Below are 15593 nucleotides of genomic sequence, written 5' to 3'. Positions count from 1 at the left end.
TTATGCCTTTTCTTCGCGGACTGCCAATGCGTCACACTCTACCAACGTGCCAGCGCGCCATGCGCAGCCAGTGTCACGAGCCCGGCGCTCGCCGTACGTAGCACCTCCGGCCCGAGCAATGCGGTCACGGCTCCGGCTTCCTGGAATTTCACTACCTCGTCCGGCGCTAGACCGCCTTCGGGGCCCACGACGAACAGCACCTCGTTGTCGCCAAACTCCAGCGAGGTAAAGGGTACCGCGGACTCTTCGTGCAGTAGTACGGCCAGTCCGCCGCGAGCAGTCAGCTCCGCAATCCGCTCTATAACCGCGCCGGTTTCAGCCAACCCAGTGATTTCTGGAATGTGCATGCGACGGGACTGCTTCGATGCTGACACTGCCATTGACCGCCACTTCGCCACCGCCTTGTCGGCCTTTGCGCCCCACTTCGCGATCGACCGCGCTGCCTGCCACGGCACGATCACATCCACGCCACCTTGCGTCATGAGGTCCACCGCGAGTTCGGAGCGCTCCGATTTTGGCAGCGCCTGCACGATCGTCACCGCCGGGCGCGCCGGAAAAGACACGCGCTTATCGACGTCAAAGGTCACCGCACTCTTGGTGGTCGCGGTCGCGATCACTTCGATTCCGGAGCCGTGGCCGTCGATAAGCAGCATGCGCTCCCCGACCTCGATCCGCTTGACGGTGGCGGCGTGCTTACCTTCGGCCCCGTCAAGGACACCAGAATCCGCAGGCAGCTCGGGGCGACCTCCTGCGAGGACGGTGTCCAGATCGTAGACGAAGGTGGGCAGACTCATCGGCGGAAGCGGTTCTTCAATCGGCCGAAGACAGAGTCGTCCTCATCTTCGCTGTGGATCTCGGAGGAATCACTGCGGTGATCGCGCAGCTTTTCCAGGGTCTCGCGGGTGTGGCTATCCAGGTTGGTCGGGATCTGGACGTCCACGTGGGCGATGAGGTCACCGTGGGTAGCTTCGGCGCGCAGGATCGGCATGCCAGCGCCGGTGACGCGCAGTTGCTGTCCTGGCTGGGAACCCGCAGGCACCGTGATGGTCAGTGGCTTGCCGTCGAGGCTGTCGAGGGACAGCTCGGTGCCGAGGGCTGCGTCGAGCATTGGCACCTTGGCGGTGACGTGCAGGTTGTCACCTTCGCGAATGAACATTGGGTGCGGGGAGACGGAGATCTCGACGTACAGGTCGCCTGCTGGTCCGCCACCTGGGCCAACTTCGCCGCGACCGGCCATGCGAATGCGCATGCCGTCGGCAATACCCGCAGGGATGTTGACCGTGAGGTCCTTGCGTGCCTTGACGCGACCGTCGCCGGAGCACTTTTCACATGGATCGGTGATAACTTCACCGGTGCCGTGGCACACGTGGCACGGGCGGGTGGTCATGACGTTGCCGAGGAAGGAACGCTGCACTTCCTGGACCGAGCCCTGACCGTGGCAGTAGCCACAGGTGACGGGCTTGTCCTTGGACTTGCTGCCGGTACCGGTACACGAGTCGCACACGATGGCGGTGTCCACCGTGATTTCTTTCTTCGCGCCCAAGTAGGCCTCTTCGAGAGAAATGCGGGTGCGGAGGAGTGCGTCGGCGCCTGGCTGCACGCGGGAACGTGGTCCGCGCTGGCCGCCGCCTCCGAAGAAGGCCTCGAAGATGTCGCCGAAGCCGCCGGCAGGTCCAGCAGAAGTTGGGCCTTCCATAGGGTCGCCGCCCATGTCCACGATCCGGCGCTTCTCCGGGTCGGTCAGGACTTCATTAGCAAGGGAAATCTCGCGGAACTTCTCGGCAGCCTCTTCGGTGTCGTTGACATCCGGGTGGTACTTGCGAGCGAGCCGACGGTAGGCCTTCTTGATTTCCTGGTCAGTTGCCCCTTTTTCGACTCCAAGAATGCCGTAATAGTCGCGCGCCATTCACAAAACCCTTTCCATTAACTCTTAAGCACTCTGCTGACATACTGTGCAACGGCTGACACCTTCGAAATAGTTCCGGTGTAGTCCATATAGGTCGGCCCCACCACACCCAAGGCTCCGAACGTGGCATCCTCGTCACCGTATCCGGTGGACACAATCGACGCGGAGTGCAGCCCGTGATCCTGGTGCTCGGCACCGATACTGACGTTCACTTCGCCTTCTTGCACATGCGATAGCAGTTTCAAAACTACTACCTGTTCCTCTAGCGCTTCCAATACGGAGGTGCTAAGTGGAGAAATCCGCGACAAGTTGGAGGTACCTGCGAGGATCAAGCGATCGGACGGCGCCTCCACTAGGGTCTCGATCAGCACCGTGGCGCAGCGCAGCATCTCATCCTTCAGCTCGCCCGGGGTGTGCTCCACGAGGTCTGCCAGCGCCACGCTCGCATCAGCCATTGTCTTATCCGCCAGCGCGGTGTTGAGCAGGGCACGCAACGTGGAAACGTCCTCAATGGGGCGCATGAGCTCGACATTGCGTTGCTCGACTCGGCCGAGGTCCGTGATCATCACGAGCAGCAACCGCGTAGGAGACAAAGCCACGACCTCGCAGTGTTTCACCTTCGAGGTCTGCAGGCTCGGCAGCTGGATCACCGCAGCTTGGCGCGTCAGCTGCGCCAACAGCTGCACGGAACGTCGCAGCACGTCTTCCAGGTCCACGCCACCTTCCAGGAAGCTCAAAATCGCCTTACGCTCGGGGCTCGACAGCGGCTTGATGTCGTGAATCGAGTCCACGAACATCCGGTAGCCCTTCTCCGTCGGGATGCGCCCGGAGCTGGCGTGTTGTTGCGCAATGAGCCCTTCGGATTCCAAGGCGGCCATGTCGTTACGAATCGTCGCCGACGAGACCTGCAGGCGATGCCGCTCGACGAGGGCCTTAGACCCGACAGGCTCTTGAGATGCGATGTAATCCGCAACGATGGCATTGAGAACTTGTTGCCTTCGTGCTTTCGTTGAGGGAGCCATGCCGACTAGTTTAGCCTTCCTCAACCAGGAGGTCGGCGATGATGCCGTCGGCAAGCAGGCGCCCCTTGTCGGTCACCGCGAGCCGCTCCCCCGCGGTGAGCAGACCCGCGCGCACGTGCTTCTCGACGGCCATCGGCGCGTTCACCCACTCTGCCGGGATCCCCTCCTTGAGCCGGAGTCCCAGCATGACGCGCTCGGTGTGCTTGTCCGCTTCGGTAAGCACTTCGCGTTCCTGGATAGGCAGCTCGCCCTTGCTCAGGAGTTCGTTATAGCGCCGCGGGTGCTTAACGTTGAAGAATCGGGTGCCGCTGATGTGGGAATGCGCCCCGGGGCCAGCGCCCCACCAGTCGCCGTCGCGCCAGTACCCCAGGTTGTGCTGGCATTCGCCGCCAGGCTTTGCCCAGTTGGATACCTCGTACCAGTCGAATCCGTCGAGCATGCCATCGATGATGGCATAGCGGTCGGCGAGCACGTCTTCGTCTGGTGCGGGCAGCTCACCCTTGCGTACTTTGCGAGCCATCGCGGTGCCGTCTTCCACGATGAGCGAGTAGGCAGAGACGTGGTCGACATCCGCCGAGAGAATGGCTTCCACAGTGCGGCGCACGTCATCGTCGGTTTCGGTCGGGGTGCCGTAGATCATGTCGAGGTTCACGTGCTCGAAGCCAGCAGCGCGAGCCTCCCGTGCCGCCGCCACAGCGCGCCCCGGGGTGTGCTTACGCTCCAGGATCTGCAGCACGTGTGGCGCTGCGCTCTGCATGCCTAAGGAAATGCGGGTGAACCCGGCCTCTTTTAGTTCCGCAAAGAACTGTGCGCTCGTGCTTTCGGGATTGGATTCGGTGGTGATTTCCGCATGTGGGCTGAGCTCGAAGTTATCCCGGACTGCTTTGAGCAGGCGTGCGAGTCCCGCACTGCCCAGCATGGACGGGGTGCCGCCACCGACGAAAATGCTGTCCACTGTCCTGCCGTGCTCGGCGGCCAGGGCAAGTTCTACTTCAATGGCGTCCTGGTATGCCTCCGGCCCCATGCCGAGTTCGCCGGGAGTGTAGGTGTTGAAGTCGCAATAACCGCAGCGAGAGGCGCAAAACGGGACATGCAGATAGAGCCCGAAGGTCACGAAGCTCGACCCTTAGCTCGCTTTGCTGCGACTTTGGCGACGATGGCGTCGATACGCGCGCGCTCGAGCAGGAACTTCGGTGGGTTCGACCCCCACATGGTGCGGGTGTACTCCGGGTGCTGCGCAGCGACGGCATCCTGCCATGCCTCGATGGTGGTGTCGACGATGCGCTGGGTGCGAGAGAACACCACGGGCAGGCTGAGGGAATCGAGATCATCAGCGACGACGGCGGTCTGGTTCAGGATCCACTCATTGACCTGCTCAAGCCGGGCGAGGACTGCCTGGCTGCGCGCGTTCATCGCTGTTGTCATATCACGAATGAGCGCCGGAGCTTCCAACGGGAAAGCTGCGATGAGCTCGGACACAGACAATGCTTCCGGTGCCTGGGCATCGGACTCGCGCTTCGCGCGAACACTCACGGTACCGGAGCGCAGCCCCGAAGTGAGGGCCTGGCGCAGGCCGGCGAGTTCGGCAACGACGCGACGAGAGTCATTGCGAGCGTCCTCAACGATTTCCGTGAATTCGGCAAAGCAGTCTTCGACGAGTTCAACGTCCCAATCTGCGATTGCTTCCATGAGATGCTCGATGTATTCGACTACCTCATCGCCGATATCGTAGACTTCCTGGGTCAATTCACGATGGCGCAACTTAGCGTCAACTACGTGCACGTTCTAAGCTCCTTTTGATCATCGTGAATATGTCGAAGCCAACGATAGACACTCTCGCGAGCAAAAACGGTGTGCCCCGCCGAAGATTCGCTTAACGCGTATAAATGTGTGCGATTTCCTTGGCAAATCGCCGGGTGACCACGTTGCGCTTGACCTTCATCGTCGGCGTCAGCTCGTCCGCTTCCTCGCTCAGGTCGCGGTCGAGGATGTAGAACTTCTTGATAGCCTCCGTGTGAGACACGGTGTCATTGGCATGGTTAACCGCGTCCTGAATATCGGCCCGCAGCTGTGGGTTCAAGGCAAGCTCCGTGATCGTGGCCTTTTCCGGCAGGTTGTGCACGAGCTTCCAGCGCCGGAATGCATCCTCGTCCAGAGTGATCAACGCGCCGATGAACGGTTTACCGTCACCCACAACTAGCGCCTGGCTGATCATTGGGTGGGAACGCAGCAAGTCTTCCATTGGGCCAGGAGAGACATTCTTGCCACCGGCGGTGACGATGAGGTCCTTCTTGCGGCCCGAAATGATGAGGTATCCATCTTCGGTAATCTCGCCGAGGTCGCCGGTGTTAAACCAGCCGTCCTGAATGGCATCTGCAGTAGCTTCTGGGTTATTCCAGTACCCCTTGCAGAGCATGTTGCCCTTCAGCAGAATCTCACCGTCGTCGTTAATGCGTGCGGCCATGCCGCCGACCGGGCGGCCAACAGTACCGATGCGCTGCGGCTCGAAGTCTACGGCCGCTGCGGCACTGGTTTCGGTCAGGCCATAGCCTTCGTAGATCGGCACGCCGATACCACGGAAGAAGTGGAGGAGGTCATGGCTAATCGCCGAACCGCCAGAGATGCAGTACTTGACTTCTCCACCCATGGCCTCGCGAATCTTGGAGTACACCAACCTGTCAAACATCTTGTGCTTGAGCCGCAGGGAACGCGAAGGTCCGTCGGCATCCAGGGAACGCGAATACTCCATGGCAACCTTTTCGGCTTCCAAGAAAACCGCTGCGGCCACCGGACTCTTGTCTGCGGCGTTCGCCGCCGCAGCATTGCGAACCTTTTCAAAGACGCGTGGCACGCCGAGCAGCAAATTAGGACGAGAACGCTGCAGTTCCACAGTCAGCGAGCGGAAATCCGACCAGTGGGATTGCGTGGCGCCACCGACGACGCAGGCCAAGTACACCGCACGAGCCAAAACGTGCGCCAACGGCAGGAACGTCAGTACTCGCGTGCCAGGCACCGCGATACCGCCGATTGGGTGGGCCAGCAGCCCGCGCACTTCAGAGACCCAGTTGGCGTGGGTAAGGTAGCAGCCCTTCGGGCGACCGGTGGTGCCAGAGGTGTACACCAGAGAGGCGAGTTCGTCTGCCTTGGCGTTGTTGATCCGGGCGTCCACTTCTTCGTTACTAATGCCGCGGCCTTCGAACTTAAGGGTCGCGATAGCTGAGGCGTTGATTTCCAGCACGCGGCGCAGCTGTGATGGTGAGCCGACTAGTTGTGGGCTGCCATCTGCTTGCAAAACCAGGTGGCTCATTAGTTCAGTGTGTTCGCGCTTTTCCGTGACGGCGAATACTGCACCGGAGTCTTCAATGATCCATTGGACCTGAGACTGGGAAGAGGAACCGTAGATGGGCACCGAGGATGCGCCAGCGGCCCAGATGGCAAAGTCCATCAGCGACCATTCGTATCGCGTTTCCGAGAACAAGATGACACGGTCACCCGCTTGTACCCCATTTGCGATGAGCCCTTTGGCAACTTCATAAACTTCATCGACGAACTCTTTCGCCGTGACGTTGACCCACTCATAGTTCTGCGGGCGGGTAAACATCACGCCATGCGGACGCGCCTTAGCCTGCGCCAATAACAATTTGACGACCGTATCGCTGGGGTCCAATTCGTAGGTGGCGGGGCTTTGGTATTCCTGCATAGTGGTCCTTTTCATGAGGTTTCGTTCATGTTCACGCTACACTTTTCCACTTACTACCGGGCATATGACGCGGTGAGATGGCAAGATGAATTCTTGTGAGCTACTTCGAATCTCTTAAGGAATTGGCGGATCTGCACGGTATCGCCACGAGCTACTGGTCATCCAATGGCGAGTTCATTGAAGTCTCGGAAGACACCTTGCTCAAGACATTGCACGCATTGGACGTCGATGTTGACCCGAATCAGGACAGCATCGGCGCTGCCATCATGGATTTCCACAACGAAGCAGCAACCCGCCCCTTGCCTCCAACGGTGGTCATGACCGCGGGTTCGGACTACATCGTCAACGTCCATGTTCACGATGGCGCACCAGCCCGAGTCACCGTCTACCTCGAAAACGGCACGACCTTTGAGGCGGAGCAGCGCGAAAACTGGACCCCACCGCGCGATGTCGAGGGTGTCATGTGGGGCGAGGCCTCCTTCGCTATTCCGGGCGACACCCCGCTGGGCTGGCATGAAATCACGTTGGTCTCGAACCAAATGAAGGCGACCGCAACGCTCGTCGTCACACCTGCCCGCTTGTCGACGAACACTGGCAAGGTAGCCGGTGTGATGAGCCAGATGTACTCGGTGCGTTCTAAGAGCTCGTGGGGCATGGGCGATTTCAATGACCTTGGAACTACTGCCGAGGTCGTCGCAAAGCATGCTGACGCCGACTTCCTGCTGATTAACCCGCTGCATGCTGCAGAACCATTCCCGCCAGTGGAAGATTCGCCTTACCTGCCGACCACACGCCGGTTCATCAACCCGATTTACATCCGCATTGAGGACATTCCGGAACTTTCCGGTTTGGATAAGGATTTGCTCGAAGATATCCGCGAGATGGCTGTTGAGTTCCAGGAACTCAACACCACCGACACTATGATCGAGCGCAACCCGATCTTCATGGCCAAGCTGCAGGTGCTGCACGAGATTTTCCACGTTGTTCGCTCGCCTGAGCGCCAGAAGGCTTTTGAGGATTACTGCGCCCTGGAAGGCCGTGGACTGGACGATTTCGCCCGCTGGTGCGCTGCCCGCGAACATCGCGAGAAGCCCGAGGAGGCCAATCACAGCGTCACGCCTTCTGTCGAGGAGACCGCGAACTTCTACCGCTGGATGCAGTGGATTTGTGATGAACAACTCGGCAATGCTCAGGCACGCGCCAAGGCTGCCGGCATGAAGATTGGACTGATGGCCGACCTTGCCGTTGGTGTCCACCCTGGTGGCGCCGATGCCGAGAACCTGGCCTCCGTACTTGCCCCGGCAGCCTCCGTTGGTGCGCCTGCCGACGGCTACAACCAGCAGGGCCAGGACTGGTCCCAGCCGCCATGGCACCCAAAGAAGCTGGCCCGCGCGGGTTATAAGCCGTGGCGTGACATGCTCCGCACCGTGCTGCGTCATTCCGGTGGTATCCGCATTGACCACGTGCTCGGCCTGTTCCGCCTGTGGTGGATTCCGCGCATGCAGTCGCCATTGACCGGCACCTACGTGTACTACGATCACGACGCTTTGGTCGGCATCCTCGCCCTGGAAGCCGAGCGTGCCGGCGCCGTAGTTATCGGCGAAGACCTCGGCACCTTTGAGCCTTGGGTGCAGGAAGTCCTGGCTAACCGCGGCATCATGGGCGTGTCCATCCTGTGGTTCGAGAACAATGGCGACACCCCAAAGCCTGCTGCCGAATACCGCGAAATGGCGCTGTCTTCCGTAACCACCCACGACCTGCCACCAACGATGGGTTACATCCAGGGTTCCCACATTGCGCTGCGCGAGCGCCTTGGGGTGCTCACGCGCGATGCTGAGTTAGAAGAAGCAGAAGACGTGGCCTGGCAGAATCGTGTGTTCAGCATGGTGCGCCCAGGCGAGGACTTCGGTGACAAGCGCTTCGATGGGGACTATGTAGAGCTCATGGCGGATATGCACCGCTTCGTGGCATCCACTCCTTCCTTGCTCACCTGTACCTCTTTGGTAGACATGGTCGGCGACATCCGCGCCCAGAACCAGCCGGGCACGACGCGCGACATGTACCCGAACTGGTGCGTTCCGCTGTGCGACTCCGAAGGTACGCCGGTGCTCATCGACGACCTTTCCGAGCATCCAATGTTCAAGAAGATTGCGGAAGCCGGGCGTCGACCCACCACGGAACACCATTAAGAAATTCGACGTGTGCTTTGTCCCAGGTGTCGTCCACCTTTCTATGGTGGTGTCGGCACAGGGGTGCAAGGTTGTCGATACTCGTCTGCCCGCCTTGTGACCACGGAATCACATGGTGGACATCACACCAGGCGATCGGTGCATCACATCCCGGATAGACGCAACACTCATCCCGCGCAAATAGTGCGATGCGTTGGAGAAAATTCGCCGATCTTGCGCCGGTCCCCAGATGTTTGACGGCGCCGTGTTCGTCCACAACTACGATGTAGTCAGTGATTGAGTCGCCACTGAGGTAGCCAACCTCGAAAAGCGTGAGATCAATTCCGACATTCGTGGAGAGCTTGGACTGCCAACTCATTTCATCAGTTTCGGTCACGCGCACGACAAGCGAACAATGCCCGGTGGTGGACTGACGCTTCGCAGAAGCCCATTTGATTACCTCTGCCAGCGCGTCGGCTTGCCGTTGGTCCATGCTGCGCTGATCGCCGTCATGTGCTGTGGAGTTAAAGGCTTCAGCCAAAAGTGCTGCAAAAAGCGCAGCCACAGGACGCGGCAAATAACCATTGAAATAACAACCCCCATCTTCATCCGGGCGCGAGAGCCGGAACCTTCGTTTATGGGCGCCACCGTCATCCCCGGCTCGGGTGGCATTATCTTCGCCCACTAGTTTTCGCACATAGCGCCTGGTAACTTGCGGTGAGGATTTCTTGGCCACTTCTACGCCCTTGGCGTAAATCTCATCTCGCCGACCCGGGTGTGTCAGCTTTTCCAGTGGCGACAGAATCGAATCTTGGTGGGCTACCCCAACGTCTTCATCCCATCGATAAGAAGCACGCCGTTCCAGAATGCGCGCGTAGCTGAGGTCAAGGCCCACGTCTTGTAGCTCGGCTACACTTCGCCCGACCGCAAGCTCAGTTTCGATGCGCGCAACCTTTTCCTTCAAAATTAGCAATTCGCTAAATTTTTCGAATACTCCCGCTGGCCCGAGAAAATAAAGTTCAAGCTGACAAATTAGCTGTTCCATTCCAAACCCCCGCCGTGAACGTTACCCTAATTATATCAACCCAGAATTAGAACACAATAGCTAATAACGCTTCGTTAGCGACGAAAAAAGATCCCCGTCTTGAAGACGGGGAAGAATCTAGAAGTAGCTAACGAGCCAGGCTATAACTACCAGCGCCAGCAACAGATACAGCGCCAGCTTCACACGAGACTGCGGGTATTTATTTTTCATTTTTTCCTTCGAACCATTGGTAGGTCTTCGCCCCAGCAATGTCGATGAGCCGGAGGAAGAAGAACGCGAGGACTCCGCAGAGCACCACAGCGACGGCCACCACTATTGGGGCCTGGATCCAGAGCGGTGCCGAGGTAATGAAGTCCATGATGCGATTAGCTTACACCTTGCTACCGCCAAGCCCACGACGACGCAGCAACGGCGTGATATCGCGTTCGCGGCCCCGCAGCTCGGTGAACGCTGCCGTGTAGTCGCGGGATGCACCTCGGGAGAGCACCAGGTCACGGAACCGCTGCCCCGCCACGCGCAGGTCATCCTGGGTGGAGAACCAGTCGAAGCCGTCGGCATCGAGGACCTCTGCCCACAGATAAGAGTAGTACCCTGCGGAGTAGCCACCACCGAAAATGTGGTTGAAGTAGCTGGTCTGGTAGCGGGCTTTCAGATGTTCCACGTCCAGGCCAGCTGCAACCAACGCAGCCGCCTCGAACGCCTCAATATCAGTGATCTCCGAAACTTCAGCAACGGACAAACTGTGCCACGCCAGATCGATGATCGACGCAGCCAAGTACTCCGCAGTAGCGAATCCCTGACCGAACTGCTTGGCGGCGTCGATGGCGTCGATAAGCTGCTGCGGCAGGTCCGGTGCGTAATTCGCCAAAACTTCAGGGTGGAATGCCCAGTTCTCGTTGATCTGCGAGGGGAATTCGACGTAGTCGCGTGGTACGGAGGTTCCCGAGAAGGATGGGTAGCGGACATCGGAAAGCAGGCCGTGCAGGGCGTGGCCGAACTCGTGGAAGACGGTGGTGAGTTCATCGAGCGTCAGGTAGGCCTCCCCAGACACGGGGCGGGTGATGCCCATAACGTTCACAATCACCGGTTTCGTGCCCAGCAGGTGGCTCTGGTCGACGAAGGAGCTCATCCACGCGCCACCGCGTTTCGACGGCCGTCCAAAGTAATCCGTCAGCAACAAGCCGATCCCGGTGCCGTCTTCCTCCTTAACCTCCCACACATCCACTCCTGGCGCGTACCCTTCCAAGTCTGGGCGCGGTTCCACAGTGATTCCGTACAGCAGGTTGGCGGCGTAGAACACACCATCGCGAACCACGCGGGAGAGCGGGAAGTACTGGCGGAGTTCGTCCTCATTGAGGGAGTAGTCGCGGGCGCGGACCTTGGACTCCCAGTAGGGCCAGTCAGCGCCGGTGATCTCGGTACCAGCAGCCTCGGCGAGCAGCTTGTACTCCCCCATCGCATTCGCCGAAGCCGCAGGAGCAAGACCCGACATCAGGCCCTGAACTGCAGCTACATCGTCGGCAGTCTCTTCCTCGATCACAAACTCGGCGTGGCTCGCGTAGCCCAACAGCGCAGCGCGCTCGGCGCGCAGGCGGGCCATTTCCAGGGCTACCTCTCCATTTAGGCGACCGCGCTGCTGCGAGGCTTCGTACAGTTTCGACCGGGATGCGGGCAGATCTAGAACCGATTGCTCCGACTGCACCGTCGGCAGCTCCAGTGGCACCACATAGCCTTCCCGGCCAATCTCACGCGCGTACGCAGCGGCTGCCTCGATGCGCGCATCGCTGAAGCCTTCCAGCTCAAAGCGCTCGAAAGACACTGCCAGCTCTTTGGTATCTGCGAGGAGGTTGTTGCGGAACTTCTCGGCCAGCGCGGACAATGATGCGTCAATCGAGGTCAGGCGCTGCTTGTCGGAATCAGAGAGCGCTGCACCCCGACGTCGGAAAGCGCGCAGCGTGTGGTCCAGCAAGCGCTGGCTTTCCTCATCCTCGGGGGCCGTCAAGGATTGCAGACGCTGGTACAGCGCTTCGTTCTGGTAGATCGCAGACGAGTGCGCCGACAGTTTTGGCAGGACCTCGGCGGAGATCGCATTGAACTCGTCCGAGGAATCAGTACCGGAAAGGTTGAAGAAGACATTGGCCACACGAGCCAACGCCTGGCCCGACGCCTCAAACGCTTCCATCGTGTTTTCCCAGCTTGAATCTTCCGGGTTCTTCACAATGGCTGCGATTTCCGCATCATGATCATCCAGCGCCGCCAAAAAGGCCGGAACGTAGTGTTCGACCGTTATCGAAGCAAACGGTGGGAGCTGATAGTCGAGCGGTGAGGGGTCGAGCAGCGGGTTCATTTACATTCCATTTCCGGTACGAATCAAGCCAGCGCGGGTCGGCGGAGCGGTGTAAGTCTCCGCAGACGCACGATCAAAGTCACGCTGCCAATCGTAGGGAGCCTCGCCGTTGAGCAATGCACCGGGTGACAACCAGTCGAAAATGTCCTCGTACGGACGCGCCTGGGTTGGGTCAATGCGGCGCACAATGTGGGCCGGGCCGAGGTCACGGAAATCCGTCAAACCCATGGCAGAGAGAATGCGCATCGCAGACTTCAGCGTATTGGCCTGGTAATTCTTCACGCGCTCGGCCTTGTCATCGATGTCCAGACCGCGGTAGAAACGCGGGTTTTGCGTAGCGACGCCCGCAGGACACTCATTCGTGTGGCAGGCCTTTGCCTGGATGCAGCCCACCGCCATCATCATGCCGCGCGCGGAGTTGGTGAAGTCAGCACCGATTGCCAGACGACGGATGATGTCCGCACCACCGACGATCTTGCCGGCTGCGCCGATCGCAATGTGCTGGCGGAGGTTACAACCGACCAAAGCGTTATGCATAATGATCAGGCCTTCGGACAGTGGCGTACCCACGCGGTCCAGGAACTCCAGTGGCGCCGCACCTGTGCCACCTTCGGCACCGTCCACGGTGATGAAGTCCGGCATAATGCCGGTCTCCACCATGGCCTTACACATGCACAGCACCTCGTGTCGGGTACCAACACACAGCTTGAAGCCAATCGGTTTACCACCCGAGAGTTCACGCAGCTGCTGGATGAAGTGCATCATTTCGATCGGGTTGCTAAATGCCGAGTGCGATGCCGGAGACAGGCAGTCCTCGCCCACCGGAATGCCACGGATCTCGGAAAGCTCCTCAGTCACCTTCTCACCGGGCAGCATGCCACCCATACCGGGCTTCGCACCCTGGCTGAGCTTGATCAGGATGGCCTTGACCTGTGGCTTCTTTGCCTTCTCGGCGAACCGCTCCGGGCTGAACGTGCCGTCATCATTGCGACAACCGAAATAGCCGGAGCCGATTTCCCAGACCAGGTCAGCGCCGTATTCGAGGTGGTACGGGGTCAGACCGCCTTCGCCGGTTTCATGAACGAAGCCGCCCATCGCTGCGCCCTTGTTCATCGCCAGAACTGCAGTTTTGGACAAAGACCCGTAGGACATCGAGGAGATATTGAACAGCGGGATGTCAAACGGCTGGGAGCACTGCGGGCCACCGATGCGGACCTTTGGCGCTTCCGTCAGGATTGGGGCAGGATTCGCAGAGTGCAGAATGTGGTCGCGGCCAGGCTTGAGCAAATCCCGCTCGGTGCCAAAGGCCTCTTCTGCGCCAAGATTCTTGGCCTGCTGGTAGACCATCGTGCGGGTTTCGCGGTCGAAAGGTGCACCGTCGGTGTCAGATTCCACGAAGTACTGCTGAACCGGGTCCCGCAAGGATTCAGCGATCCAGCGCGCTCGACCGACAACGGGGAAATTGCGTCGAATAGAGTGCTTGGGCTGGAAAAAGTCGAATACTGCCAACGCCGAAGTGCCAGCAGCTAATGCGATCGCGCCTACTTGAAGTTTCTTCACGAATCATGCTCCCTAAATCTTTTGGATTGTACTCACCATCATAGTGATGTACACGACACCGTTGTTGAGATTTGCCTACGCTGGAAAGTATGACTGAACCGATCTCCACCACCCCACTGATCGACGACCAAGGTTTTGTTGTTGAACCAACTGCCGATAGCTACCGCACCCCGGCACCTGCGCCCGGCGAAGAACCATGGGAGCGCCCGCAACCCGAGTGGTACAAGCAAGCCGTGTTCTACGAGGTGCTGGTGCGCGCTTTCGCCGATGCCAATAACGACGGCGTCGGCGACCTAGCAGGCTTGACGAGCAAGCTGGACTACCTGCAATGGCTTGGTGTTGATTGCCTGTGGATTCCGCCGTTTTATGATTCCCCGTTGAAGGACGGCGGCTACGATATCCGTAACTTCCGCGAGATCTTGCCGGAGTTCGGCACGGTGGATGACTTTGTTGAGCTCATTGACCAAGCTCACCAACGCGGCATCCGTGTCATTACTGACCTCGTAATGAACCACACTTCGGATCAGCACCCGTGGTTCGTAGAGTCACGTCGCGACCCGAACGGCCCCTACGGCGACTTTTATGTCTGGAGCGATACCGACGAGCTCTACCAAGACGCCCGGATCATTTTCATTGACACCGAAGAATCCAACTGGACCTACGATCCGGTGCGCGGACAGTACTACTGGCACCGTTTCTTTAGCCACCAGCCGGACCTTAACTATGACAACCCAGCAGTTCAGGACGCAATGCTCGACGCAATGCGCTTCTGGCTCGACCTTGGTCTAGACGGTTTCCGCCTTGATGCGGTGCCTTACCTGTTTGAACGCGAGGACACGAACGGCGAAAACCTGCCGGAAACCCACGAATTCCTGAAGCTGTGCCGCCAGGTAGTGGAACAGGAATACCCGGGCCGCGTGCTGCTCGCTGAAGCAAACCAGTGGCCACGCGACGTGGTGGAGTACTTCGGCGAACCAGAGCTCGGCGATGAGTGCCACATGGCCTTCCACTTTCCGCTCATGCCGCGCCTATTCATGGCGGTGCGCAAAGAATCTCGTACCCCCATCTCCAATATCATCCGGGACACCCCACCGATTCCGAAGACTGCACAGTGGGGCATCTTCCTGCGTAATCACGACGAGCTCACCCTCGAGATGGTGACCGATGACGAACGCACCTTCATGTACTCGCAGTATGCGAAGGAGCCTCGCATGCGCGCGAACGTCGGCATTCGGCGTCGTCTAGCGACTTTGCTGGAAGGCGACCGCAACCAGCTCGAGCTGTTCCATGCCATGTTGCTGTCTCTCCCGGGTTCACCGGTGCTGTACTACGGCGACGAAATCGGTATGGGCGACAACATCTGGCTGCACGACCGCGACGGCGTGCGCACCCCGATGCAGTGGAGCGATGACCGCAACGGCGGCTTTTCCAAGGCGGACCCGGAGCGCCTGTACTTACCGGCGATCCAGAACGCGCAGTACGGCTACGCAGCGGTGAACGTACAGACCCAGATGAATCAAGAGAATTCGCTCCTCAAGTGGACGCGCTCCTTGATTCACGTGCGCAAGCACTACGAGGCGTTTGGTCTGGGCACCTTTCGCGAGGTGGAGTCCGAGAACAACGCTGTTTTCTGTTATCTGCGCGAATACGACGGCCAGGTTATCTTGTGCGTGAATAACCTTTCTAAGCGCCCGCAAGCCGTTTCACTCGATTTGTCTGAGTTTGTGCGCGTTGTGCCTCGCGAGCTCACCGGCGGCGCAAGCTTCCCAGAGATTGGTGATCGCGAATGGACCGTCACTCTCGCACCGCACGGCTTCTTCTGGTTCGATCTCACCCGTTAGGACA

12 protein-coding genes are annotated in these 15593 nt (G+C 59.4%); 2 read left to right on the top strand and 10 right to left on the bottom strand.

Annotated features, from left to right (window positions below):
- Nucleotides 1–38 precede the first annotated feature (38 nt).
- From CKALI_RS03515 to CKALI_RS03490, 6 genes are all read right to left on the bottom strand, one after another.
- A complete protein-coding gene (locus CKALI_RS03515) occupies nt 39–794 on the bottom strand; it encodes a 16S rRNA (uracil(1498)-N(3))-methyltransferase (protein WP_156191983.1) in 756 nt (251 codons plus the stop codon).
- Nucleotides 791–1906: a molecular chaperone DnaJ gene (gene dnaJ / locus CKALI_RS03510; protein ID WP_156191982.1), complete on the bottom strand. Its 1116-nt coding sequence runs from the start codon at nt 1904–1906 to the stop codon at nt 791–793. The genes CKALI_RS03515 and dnaJ overlap by 4 nt, the downstream gene beginning before the upstream one ends.
- A 17-nt stretch (nt 1907–1923) precedes the next feature.
- Entirely contained in the window at nt 1924–2928 is a 1005-nt protein-coding gene (gene hrcA / locus CKALI_RS03505) for a heat-inducible transcriptional repressor HrcA (RefSeq protein WP_156191981.1), read from the bottom strand.
- A 10-nt stretch (nt 2929–2938) separates the two neighbouring features.
- Nucleotides 2939–4042: a radical SAM family heme chaperone HemW gene (gene hemW / locus CKALI_RS03500; protein WP_156191980.1), complete on the bottom strand. Its 1104-nt coding sequence runs from the start codon at nt 4040–4042 to the stop codon at nt 2939–2941.
- Entirely contained in the window at nt 4039–4710 is a 672-nt protein-coding gene (locus CKALI_RS03495) for a hypothetical protein (RefSeq protein WP_156191979.1), read from the bottom strand. The genes hemW and CKALI_RS03495 overlap by 4 nt, the downstream gene beginning before the upstream one ends.
- 91 nt (nt 4711–4801) lie before the next feature.
- On the bottom strand, nt 4802–6628 hold the full coding sequence (locus tag CKALI_RS03490; protein ID WP_156193644.1) for an AMP-dependent synthetase/ligase: 1827 nt from the start codon (nt 6626–6628) through the stop codon (nt 4802–4804).
- 95 nt (nt 6629–6723) lie between these two features.
- Here CKALI_RS03490 and malQ point away from each other — a divergent pair, with 95 nt between their 5' ends.
- Entirely contained in the window at nt 6724–8817 is a 2094-nt protein-coding gene (gene malQ / locus CKALI_RS03485) for a 4-alpha-glucanotransferase (protein WP_156191978.1), read from the top strand.
- Here the strand turns inward: malQ and CKALI_RS03480 are convergent.
- From CKALI_RS03480 to CKALI_RS03470, 4 genes are all read right to left on the bottom strand, one after another.
- A complete protein-coding gene (locus tag CKALI_RS03480; protein ID WP_156191977.1) occupies nt 8768–9841 on the bottom strand; it encodes an HNH endonuclease signature motif containing protein in 1074 nt (357 codons plus the stop codon). The genes malQ and CKALI_RS03480 overlap by 50 nt on opposite strands.
- A 199-nt stretch (nt 9842–10040) precedes the next feature.
- Nucleotides 10041–10199, bottom strand: a complete 159-nt coding sequence (locus tag CKALI_RS12195; RefSeq protein WP_197079753.1) for a hypothetical protein — start codon at nt 10197–10199, stop codon at nt 10041–10043.
- A 12-nt stretch (nt 10200–10211) separates the two neighbouring features.
- Entirely contained in the window at nt 10212–12188 is a 1977-nt protein-coding gene (locus CKALI_RS03475) for a M3 family metallopeptidase (RefSeq protein WP_197079752.1), read from the bottom strand.
- Complete coding sequence (locus CKALI_RS03470) at nt 12189–13748, bottom strand: FMN-binding glutamate synthase family protein (protein ID WP_197079751.1); 1560 nt, start codon at nt 13746–13748, stop codon at nt 12189–12191.
- A gap of 89 nt (nt 13749–13837) precedes the next feature.
- Here CKALI_RS03470 and treS point away from each other — a divergent pair, with 89 nt between their 5' ends.
- A complete protein-coding gene (treS, locus tag CKALI_RS03465; RefSeq protein WP_156191976.1) occupies nt 13838–15589 on the top strand; it encodes a maltose alpha-D-glucosyltransferase in 1752 nt (583 codons plus the stop codon).
- The last annotated feature ends 4 nt before the right edge of the window (nt 15590–15593 follow it).

It is taken from the genome of Corynebacterium kalinowskii (genome assembly GCF_009734385.1).
Taxonomy (GTDB): Bacteria; Actinomycetota; Actinomycetes; order Mycobacteriales; family Mycobacteriaceae; genus Corynebacterium; species Corynebacterium kalinowskii.
This window is presented reverse-complemented; position numbering and strand designations above follow the sequence as displayed.

Bases quoted from the DNA above. Each gene is read 5' to 3' on its own strand.
- CKALI_RS03515 (WP_156191983.1), bottom strand. From the start codon at position 794: ATGAGTCTGCCCACCTTCGTCTACGATCTGGACACCGTCCTCGCAGGA.
- dnaJ (WP_156191982.1), bottom strand. From the start codon at position 1,906: ATGGCGCGCGACTATTACGGCATTCTTGGAGTCGAAAAAGGGGCAACT.
- hrcA (WP_156191981.1), bottom strand. From the start codon at position 2,928: ATGGCTCCCTCAACGAAAGCACGAAGGCAACAAGTTCTCAATGCCATC.
- CKALI_RS03490 (WP_156193644.1), bottom strand. From the start codon at position 6,628: ATGCAGGAATACCAAAGCCCCGCCACCTACGAATTGGACCCCAGCGAT.
- CKALI_RS03480 (WP_156191977.1), bottom strand. From the start codon at position 9,841: ATGGAACAGCTAATTTGTCAGCTTGAACTTTATTTTCTCGGGCCAGCG.
- CKALI_RS12195 (WP_197079753.1), bottom strand. From the start codon at position 10,199: ATGGACTTCATTACCTCGGCACCGCTCTGGATCCAGGCCCCAATAGTG.
- CKALI_RS03475 (WP_197079752.1), bottom strand. From the start codon at position 12,188: ATGAACCCGCTGCTCGACCCCTCACCGCTCGACTATCAGCTCCCACCG.
- treS (WP_156191976.1), top strand. From the start codon at position 13,838: ATGACTGAACCGATCTCCACCACCCCACTGATCGACGACCAAGGTTTT.